The following is a 662-nucleotide window of genomic DNA, read 5'->3' on the forward strand; positions in this document are numbered from 1 at the left end:
TGCAGCCGTTCGTATGTCCCCAAAAGGTCTTGGGCGACCTTGATCGCGTCGTCACCGCGCTGTCCGTCTGGCGACCCCGATTCGATCAACTTCCGGGTTTCTTTCGCAAGGCAGATGGTTAGGGGGATGTCGTCAGAAGTGATGCTGTTGAGCAGTGGAGTTTCTGTCCGCGCCGTGCCCCGCATTTTCTCTATTACCCACCGGGGGGCGTCGGCGATCGCAGTCTCCTGTGGTGACTTAATCCAGTGGTATTGCCCGGTTTCGGGATGAGCTGACGGCGGCAAAACGGACTGGCATCCGTCCCATCGTAATTCCAACAACATTTCTTTGCCGTCCGCCCCGGTTTTCCCCGTTCTCAGCTTTTGGGTTTTGATGTCGCACCAATATTTGTCCGAGATTTTGTATAGGTATTGGGCGCGGCCATCTTTTCCACTTGTAAAACTGACAGTCGCGGGTAATCCCCCCAACGACTTAGCCAGTTCGTGGGCGGCTTCTCCGTCGCAGTCAACCGCTACAATTCCGTCACTAATTTGCCCTGTTCTGAGTCCATAGCCCCGAGCCTTCCCGGTTTTGATATCTTCGATGATGGTGGCGCGATCGCATGGTTTCTCCTGTTGCCAATTCATCCTGTATGCAGCTTTGTTCCCCTTAACGGGGGTGAG

At 54.8% G+C, this 662-nt stretch carries 1 protein-coding gene; it reads right to left on the bottom strand.

What is annotated here, in order from left to right:
- A partial coding sequence (locus LKE08_RS28810; RefSeq protein ID WP_324707741.1) for a bifunctional DNA primase/polymerase occupies window positions 1-626 on the bottom strand: 626 nt, incomplete at its 3' end.
- Window positions 627-662 lie beyond the last annotated feature (36 nt).

Origin of the sequence: Lyngbya sp. CCY1209 (assembly GCF_035615495.1) — a bacterium.
Taxonomy (GTDB): Bacteria; Cyanobacteriota; Cyanobacteriia; order Cyanobacteriales; family Microcoleaceae; genus Limnospira.